The sequence below is a fragment of the Tepidimonas sp. genome (assembly GCF_029335975.1).
In the GTDB taxonomy this organism is placed as follows: domain Bacteria; phylum Pseudomonadota; class Gammaproteobacteria; order Burkholderiales; family Burkholderiaceae_C; genus Tepidimonas.
On record NZ_JARJMT020000124.1, the window covers coordinates 1 to 7610 of the forward strand.

A 7610-nucleotide genomic window follows, 5' to 3' on the forward strand; every position below is an offset into this window, starting at 1 on the left:
GTCCTGGCCACCGGCCGTTTGGGGGTGACCGGCGCCGGGGCGACCGAAGACGCCTCATCGGATCCGGTCGCGGTGGGCGGAAGCACGGGCAACTGCGGCTCCATCTCCGCCAACAACGTGTACGCACGGGTCAAACGCACCGGGCAGCCAACCCGCACCTCGAGCGTGACGAAGGGCTCGTTGACCGGCAGGCGTGTGCGCACCCGCAGCATGCCCCCCGCCTGCGCCACATCGCCCTCGAAAGTCAGGTCAACATCCGACGGGCTCAGGCGCATCTCGCCGTAGCGCACCTCCGCCTGCACGCATGGGGAGAGCGCGCCGTCCTCCGCAGCCCCAAGGCTTTGCACCACAATATCGAGCGGCCGACCGATAATGGCGGCGCCCTGCACCGCCCCCAGCGACTGGGCGTGACCCTGCACCACCACCATCAGCAGCCAGCTGCTCAACGCGGATTTGAGGTTCATGCGGGGATTCCTGTGGACTGGCCGCGGCGCATCAGGCATTCCATCGAACAATTCCGTCACACCCGCTCTCAAGGATACTGTGTTGAGCATGTCCCAAGTCACCAACCGTTTGATTTTTCCCAAAATTGGCCTGGTTGGAACCGGTGCCATGGGCCGGGGCATCGCCCAGATCGCTGCCCAGGCAGGCAGCACCGTGCACCTGGTGGACGCGCAGCCAGCCGCCGTCGAAGCGGCCTGCGCCAGCCTGCGCGACACCTGGGCCAAGCTGGTGGCCAAGGGCCGCCTGGGCGCCGACGAGGCTGCGGCATGCCAGCAGCGGCTGGTGCCGGCCGCGGGCCTGGAGGCGCTGGCGGGCTGCGATCTCATCATCGAAGCCGTCGTCGAGCGGCTGGAGGTCAAACAAGATCTGTTCCGTCAGCTCGAAGATATCGTTGGCCCGGATGCGGTGTTGGCGACCAATACCTCGTCGCTTTCGGTGACGGCAATCGGCAGCCGGCTGCGCACCCCACAGCGGCTGGCCGGCTTTCATTTCTTCAATCCGGTGCCGTTGATGAAGGTGGTCGAGGTGGTGGCCGGACTCAAAACCGACCCGGGCGTCGTGCAGCGGCTGGCCGCCTTCGCGCGCGAAATGGGCCACACCCCGGTGCTGGCGCAGGACACACCCGGCTTCATCGTCAACCATGCCGGACGCGGCTATATCACCGAGGCGCTGCGCATTGCCGGCGAGCGGGTGGCCGACTTCGCCACCATCGACCGCATTCTGAAGGATCAGATGGGGTTTCGCCTGGGGCCATTCGAGCTGTTGGACCTCACGGCTCTGGATGTCTCCCAGCCGGTGATGGAGTCGATCTACCACCAGTATTACGAAGAGCCGCGCTTTCGCCCAAGCGTCATCGCCGCGCAGCGGCTGGCCGGTGGTGTGATTGGGCGTAAGGTTGGTGAGGGTTTTTACCGCTACCTGGACGGGCAGGCACAGCTGCCGCCAGAGCCGCCCGTGCCGGTGGTGGAGACGCTGCCACCGGTGTGGGTGCCCACTCGCGCGGCGCGCCGAGCGGAGCTGCTTCAGCTGCTCAAGGATCTGGGGGCGACGATCGAGACCGCCGCCCAGCCGTCAGAGCGGGCACTGATCGTGGTGGCGCCGCTCGGCCACGATGTCACCACAGTGGCGGCAGTAGAGCGGCTCGACCCCGGCCGCACCATCGGTATCGACATGCTGCTGCCGGATGCTGCCGTCAAACGCCGGGTGCTGGCCACCAACCCCGCCACGCGCCACGACATGCGCGCCGCGGCGCACGCCCTGTTCGCGCGCGACGGCAAGGCGGTGAGCGTCATCCGCGACAGTGGCGGTTTCGTCACGCAGCGCGTGGTGGCCACCATCGTCAACATCGCCGCCGACATCTGCCAGCAAGGCATTTGCACGCCCAGCGACCTCGAGACCGCCGTCACCCTGGGTTTAGGCTATCCGGCCGGGCCATTGGCCATGGGCGACCGTGTCGGGGCGGCGAGCGTTCTGGAGATTTTGTTCAACCTGCAGACCGTCTATGGCGACCCGCGCTATCGACCCTCGCCTTGGCTGCGCCGCCGGGGTGCGCTGGGCCTGAGCCTGCTGCACCCCGAGGAATGAACCCATGACCGCCACACTCAAGAGCCACAGCCACGGCGGCACCTTGGTGCTGACCCTCCACAATCCCGAGCAGCGCAATGCGCTGGCACCTGAGATCTACGTGGCCGGCATCGAGGCGCTGATTGCCGCCGAGCGCAACGCCGAGGTGCGCAGCGTCGTCCTCACCGGCGACGGTGGCACCTTCTGCGCCGGCGGCAACTTGCAGCGCTTGCTGGCCAACCGGCAGCAGCCGCCCGAGGTACAGGCCGACAGCATCGAGGCCCTGCACAGCTGGATCGAGACGATCCGCAGTTTTCCCAAGCCTGTCATCGCCGCGGTCGAGGGGGCCTGCGCGGGGGCGGGGTTTTCGCTCGCGCTGGCGTGCGACCTGCTGGTGGCCGCGCGCGATGCGGTGTTCGTGATGGCCTATGTCAACGTGGCGTTGTCGCCGGACGGCGGAGCCACCTGGAGCCTGATGCGCCAATTGCCGCGCGCCACTGCTCTGCAGCTGCTGATGCTGGGCGAGCGCATCGGCGCCGAGCGGCTGCACCAGCTCGGACTCGTCACCGCAGTCACTGCCCCGGGCGCAGCGCTGCACGAGGCGCTGACCATGGCGCAAAGGCTCAATGCCCAAGCCCCCAATGCGCTGGCCAGCATCAAAGCGCTGGCCAACGATGCGCCCACCCAATCCCTGTCCTCTCAGCTGCGCGGCGAGCGCGACCATTTCGTGCGCAATCTGCACCACCCCAACGCGGGCGAAGGCATTCGCGCATTTTTGGACAAGCGCGCCGCCCAATACCGCTGAACAACACGGCTGCGCCACCGTTGACGGTTCGCGCGCCATGCCGACCGACACGGGTCACCGAGGAGACACACCCATGATGTCCCAGTCGCTCACACGACAGCCCTTCGACGAACCGATTCTGACAATGGAAGAGAGGGAAGCGATCAATCAGGGTCGCTGGTTTTCCAGTCTTTCGCCGTCGCTGCGGCACGACATTCTTCGATGCGCCTTCGTCAAACGCTATCAGGACGGCGATCTGATCGCCGCGCGCGGCGACCCGCCGACGCTGTGGACGGCTGTGGCCAAAGGGGCCGTGCGCGTGAGCTCCACCTCCATCACGGGCAAGCAGATCACGCTGACCTATGTGGAGCCGGGCGTGTGGTTTGGCGATATCGCGATGTTCGACGGCGACGCGCGCACCCACGATGCCTACGCCCATGGTCCCACCACCCTGCTGTGCGTGGCACGCAGCGATCTGCAAAAAATCCTGGACCAGCATGTGGAGCTGTACGAGGCGCTGCTGCGCCTGCAGGCGCGGCGTCTGCGCACCTTGTTCGGCCTGGTGGAGGACTTGAACACCCTGCCTCTGCGCGCGCGGCTGGCCAAGCAGCTGTTGCATTTGTGCCGCTCCTACGGCCTGCCGTGCCTGTCCAACGGGCAGGAGACACGCATCGGCTTGCAACTGGCGCAGGAAGAATTGGCCCAGCTGCTCGGTGCCTCGCGCCAGCGCGTCAACCAAGAGCTCAAGGCCATGGAACGCGAAGGCGCGATCCGCATCGAGCCGGGCGGCCTGGTGATCCGCGACCGGGGCCTGCTCATGCGCATCGTCGAATCCGACCCCTGACCCCCGGCCGCAGGGCGGGTGGGTCGGCTCATCTGCCTGCCCGCCATGCCTGACTCCCCCCGCCCCGCCGATACCCCGGCCAGCCATGCCCTCGACGTCGCCGCGCTGGAGCGCTGGTTGACGGTGCACCTGCCGGGCTTTGCTGGGCCGCTGTCCATCGAAAAATTCCCCGGCGGACAGTCCAATCCGACCTATCGGCTCGTCACCCCGGCACGGGCGTACGTCATGCGCGCCAAGCCCGGGCCGGTGGCCAAACTGCTGCCGTCGGCGCACGCCATCGAACGCGAGTTCCGTGTCATGCAAGCCCTGGCCGCCACCGACGTGCCCGTGGCGCGCATGCATGTGCTGTGCGAGGACGAGTCTGTAATCGGGCGCGCCTTCTACGTCATGGAGCATGTCGAGGGCCGCGTGCTGTGGGACCAGTCACTGCCCGGGATGACCCCCGAACAGCGCCGCGCGCACTACCTGGAAATGAACCGCGTGCTCGCCGCCCTGCATCGGGTGGACGTGCAGGCCGTGGGGCTGTCCGACTACGGCAAGCCCGGCAACTACTTCGAGCGCCAGATCGCGCGCTGGAGCAAGCAGTACGTCGCCTCCATCACTGACCCCATCCCCGAGATGGAGGCACTCATGGTCTGGCTGCCCGCCCACCTGCCCGACATGGCGCGCGGCGAGCGATGGGTCAGCGTGGTCCATGGCGACTACCGGCTGGACAACCTGATGTTCCACCCCACGGAGCCGCGCATCGTGGCGGTGCTGGACTGGGAGCTGTCCACGCTGGGCCACCCGCTGGCCGACTTCAGCTACCACTGCATGTCCTGGCACATCGAACCCGGCGCCTTTCGCGGAATCGCCGGGCTGGACTGGGCGGCCCTGGGCATCCCGTCCGAGGATGAATACATCGAGCGCTACTGCGAGCAGACCGGCTTTGCCACCCCCGAGGCCCTGCGCCGCGACTGGCCCTTCTATTTGGCCTACAACGCCTTCCGCCTGGCGGCCATCTTGCAAGGCATTGCCAAGCGGGTGGAGCTGGGCATCGCCTCCAGCGCCCAGGCCCGCCAGAGCGCAGCCGGGGCCCGCCCCCTCGCTCAGTTGGCCTGGCGCTTTGCGCAACAGGTGCACTAACCCCCTCCCCTGATCGGACTCTGGAGAACCCCGATGGACTTTGCCTACAGCCCCCGCGTGCAAGCTCTGCGCGAGCGCCTGATGGCCTTCATGGACGAATACATCTACCCCAACGAAGACCGCTTCGAGGCGGAGGTCGAAGCCAACCGCGCCGCTGGCAACGCCTGGATCCCCACACGCCTGATCGAGGACCTCAAACCCAAGGCGCGCGCGGCTGGCCTGTGGAACCTATTTCTGCCCAACTCGCCGCGGGCACCGGAGGGGCTGAGCAACCTCGAATACGCGCCACTGTGCGAGATCATGGGCCGCGTGCCGTGGGCGGCAGAAGTGTTCAACTGCTCTGCCCCCGACACCGGCAACATGGAGACGCTGGAGCGATACGCCAGCGAAGCGCTGAAAGACCGCTGGCTGGAGCCGCTGCTGCGCGGCGAGATTCGCTCGGCGTTTTTGATGACCGAACCAGAGGTGGCCTCCTCGGACGCAACCAACATCCAGTGCCGCATCGAGCGCGACGGGGATCACTACGTCATCAACGGGCGCAAGTGGTGGTCCTCCGGCGCGGGCGATCCGCGCTGTGCGGTCTACATCGTCATGGGCAAGACCGACCCTGGGGCACCGCGCCATACACAGCAGTCGATGATCGTGGTTCCGGCCGACACCCCTGGCATTCGCATCGTGCGCGCGCTGTCGGTGTTCGGCTACGACGACGCGCCGCATGGCCACATGGAGATCGAACTGAAGGACGTGCGCGTGCCGGCCGACCATATCCTGCTTGGCGAAGGGCGGGGCTTCGAGATCGCCCAGGGGCGGCTCGGCCCAGGGCGTATCCACCATTGCATGCGCTCGATCGGCGCCGCCGAGCGCGCACTGGAGCTGATGTGCCGGCGGCTCAACGAGCGCGTCGCCTTTGGCAAGCCGATCGCTGCGCAGACCGTCTGGCAAGAGCGCATTGCGCAAGCGCGCTGCATGATCGAGCAGGCCCGTCTGCTGGTGCTCAAAGCCGCCTACATGATGGACACGGTGGGCAACAAGGCCGCACGTGCCGAAATCGCGATGATCAAGGTCGTCGCCCCCGATGTCGCCTGTCAGGTGTTGGACTGGGCCATCCAGGCCTACGGGGGTGCCGGCGTGTCGCAGGTGACACCGCTGGCGCGCAGCTACGCCAACCAGCGCACACTGCGCCTGGCGGACGGTCCGGACGAGGTACACCGCAACGCGATCGCCAAGCTGGAGCTGGCCAAGCATCTCGCGCGCGCGCCATCGGTGGAGCTGCCCATCACGCGAGGCTGCTGAGGATCGGGGCCATTGGATCGGTCGGCTGCGCGTCGCCCAAGGCCAGCGGCCACCGCTATTTTTCCAAAATCCACTGGATCACATTCTTCGCTAAAAAACCCAGCATCCCGAGCGACAAAACAAGAAACAGCACGAAGGTGCCGAACTTACCCGCCTTGGACTCGCGTGCCAGATTCAAGACGATAAAGAGCATATACAAAATAAAGGCACCCACTCCGAAGGTGAGCCCAAACTGTGCGACCTGCGCCTCGGTGTAGCCAAATAACGTCCCGTCCATCGCGCCTGTCACCCTCGCAGCGGCCGAATCAACCCGGCCTGCTCGAAATCCCGGTAAGCGTGCCAACTCGCGTAAGCCACAACCGGCACCGTCAGTATCAAGCCCACCATGGCCAACGCCATCCCCAGCGCCACCAGCGCCACGATGCACACCGCCCATATCCCAAGAACCACCGGTTGGCTGCCGACGGCCCGCCAACTCTCGCCCACCGCTTGCCACAACGGCGTCGGCGTATCCACCAGCATGGGAAGCGTCATGACACTGGACGCAAATACGGGTGCGGCCAACCAGGCCCCGAGCAGCAGCCAGACTTCGAATAGACCCACCCCGTCGGCCAAGACCACGTGCAACACGAAGTCCAGCGGCCTCTGCACCGGCGCAGGGGCCCACAGCGTAATGAGGGCTGCCGATGTAAGCACCCAGCCTGTGCCCGCCAAACCCAGCAACAGGCCAAACATCATCAGACGCCGATCGCCAGATGTCCACAGCCGTACGACCTCGGCGCAGCACACCTTCTCGCCATGCTCCAAATGGTGGCTGACGGCATACAGGCCCGACGCCAAGACCGGCGCAATGATCAGAAACCCGGTAAACGCACCGGCCAGCAGCCAAAACTCATCGCGCAGCGCCAGCCACACAATGAGCCCAAACAGCGCCATCATGCCGCCGTGCAGCACCCCCGGCAGGGGGTTGGTCATATAGTCGCGCCAACCCAGCCTCAGCCAACGCAGTGGGGCTGACCAGCCAAGAGCGGGCAAGGGCTGCCGATCGCCGTCGTCGGCGGACGAGGGGGATGGAGACATCATGGAAACCTTTTCCGAAAATCGCGCATGAATCGAAGCGCAAGCCAGCCCCGTGATGACACAGCACGCGCACCCCCAATTGGACCACAACCGCTGCCGGCCTCTGCGCTTGCGCACCCCCGGGTCGATGCAATCATCGCAAGGCAGCCCGGGCGTCAAGTCATCGGATGACCCCTGCACTTTCCAACAACTGACGAGTGTAGGACTCGCGCGGGGCGCGCAGCACCTGCTGCGCGGGCCCCGACTCCACCACGGCACCGGCGCGCATGACCAGCACATCGTGCGCCATCGCCCACACCACCTCCACATCGTGGGTGATGAGCAGGTATGCCAAACCGCGCTCGCGCTGCAGCCGCAGCAACAGCTCGATCACCTGCCGCTGCACCGTGACATCCAGGGCACTGGTCGGCTCATCCA

Annotated in this window: 8 protein-coding genes and 1 pseudogene; 5 read left to right on the forward strand and 4 right to left on the reverse strand. The window is 66.4% G+C overall.

Annotated elements, in window-relative coordinates; all coding sequences use genetic code 11:
• Positions 1–464: FimV family protein (locus P3W97_RS06715; RefSeq protein WP_367184600.1), on the reverse strand; the 464-nt coding region annotated here is incomplete at its 3' end.
• Positions 465–552: 88 nt separating this feature from the next.
• Here P3W97_RS06715 and P3W97_RS06720 point away from each other — a divergent pair.
• From P3W97_RS06720 to P3W97_RS06740, 5 genes are all read left to right on the forward strand, one after another.
• Positions 553–2088, forward strand: a complete 1536-nt coding sequence (locus P3W97_RS06720) for a 3-hydroxyacyl-CoA dehydrogenase (protein ID WP_300845034.1) — start codon at positions 553–555, stop codon at positions 2086–2088.
• Positions 2089–2092: 4 nt separating this feature from the next.
• Positions 2093–2872 (forward strand): oxepin-CoA hydrolase, alternative type, encoded by a 780-nt coding sequence (locus P3W97_RS06725; RefSeq protein WP_300845022.1) that lies wholly within the window; start codon positions 2093–2095, stop codon positions 2870–2872.
• 73 nt (positions 2873–2945) lie between these two features.
• Positions 2946–3695 carry a Crp/Fnr family transcriptional regulator gene (locus P3W97_RS06730; protein ID WP_300845024.1) on the forward strand — a complete coding sequence of 250 codons (750 nt, stop codon included), beginning with the start codon at positions 2946–2948 and terminating at the stop codon, positions 3693–3695.
• Between the two features lie 45 nt (positions 3696–3740).
• Positions 3741–4820 carry a phosphotransferase gene (locus P3W97_RS06735; RefSeq protein WP_300845025.1) on the forward strand — a complete coding sequence of 360 codons (1080 nt, stop codon included), beginning with the start codon at positions 3741–3743 and terminating at the stop codon, positions 4818–4820.
• A 33-nt stretch (positions 4821–4853) separates the two neighbouring features.
• On the forward strand, positions 4854–6113 hold the full coding sequence (locus P3W97_RS06740) for an acyl-CoA dehydrogenase family protein (RefSeq protein ID WP_300845028.1): 1260 nt from the start codon (positions 4854–4856) through the stop codon (positions 6111–6113).
• 55 nt (positions 6114–6168) lie between these two features.
• Here P3W97_RS06740 and P3W97_RS06745 read toward each other — a convergent pair whose 3' ends face one another.
• The 3 genes and pseudogenes from P3W97_RS06745 to P3W97_RS06755 all read right to left on the reverse strand — a co-directional run.
• Positions 6169–6390: a DUF2788 domain-containing protein gene (locus tag P3W97_RS06745; RefSeq protein WP_300845030.1), complete on the reverse strand. Its 222-nt coding sequence runs from the start codon at positions 6388–6390 to the stop codon at positions 6169–6171.
• A gap of 8 nt (positions 6391–6398) precedes the next feature.
• Positions 6399–7088, reverse strand: coding sequence for a DUF2189 domain-containing protein (locus P3W97_RS06750; protein WP_300845032.1), 690 nt, complete (start codon positions 7086–7088; stop codon positions 6399–6401).
• A 265-nt stretch (positions 7089–7353) separates the two neighbouring features.
• Positions 7354–7610, reverse strand: a pseudogene (locus tag P3W97_RS06755) (microcin ABC transporter ATP-binding protein); the annotation flags it as partial.

Bases quoted from the DNA above. Each gene is read 5' to 3' on its own strand.
- P3W97_RS06735 (WP_300845025.1), top strand. From the start codon at position 3,741: ATGCCTGACTCCCCCCGCCCCGCCGATACCCCGGCCAGCCATGCCCTC.
- P3W97_RS06725 (WP_300845022.1), top strand. From the start codon at position 2,093: ATGACCGCCACACTCAAGAGCCACAGCCACGGCGGCACCTTGGTGCTG.
- P3W97_RS06720 (WP_300845034.1), top strand. From the start codon at position 553: ATGTCCCAAGTCACCAACCGTTTGATTTTTCCCAAAATTGGCCTGGTT.
- P3W97_RS06740 (WP_300845028.1), top strand. From the start codon at position 4,854: ATGGACTTTGCCTACAGCCCCCGCGTGCAAGCTCTGCGCGAGCGCCTG.
- P3W97_RS06750 (WP_300845032.1), bottom strand. From the start codon at position 7,088: ATGACCAACCCCCTGCCGGGGGTGCTGCACGGCGGCATGATGGCGCTG.
- P3W97_RS06745 (WP_300845030.1), bottom strand. From the start codon at position 6,390: ATGGACGGGACGTTATTTGGCTACACCGAGGCGCAGGTCGCACAGTTT.
- P3W97_RS06730 (WP_300845024.1), top strand. From the start codon at position 2,946: ATGATGTCCCAGTCGCTCACACGACAGCCCTTCGACGAACCGATTCTG.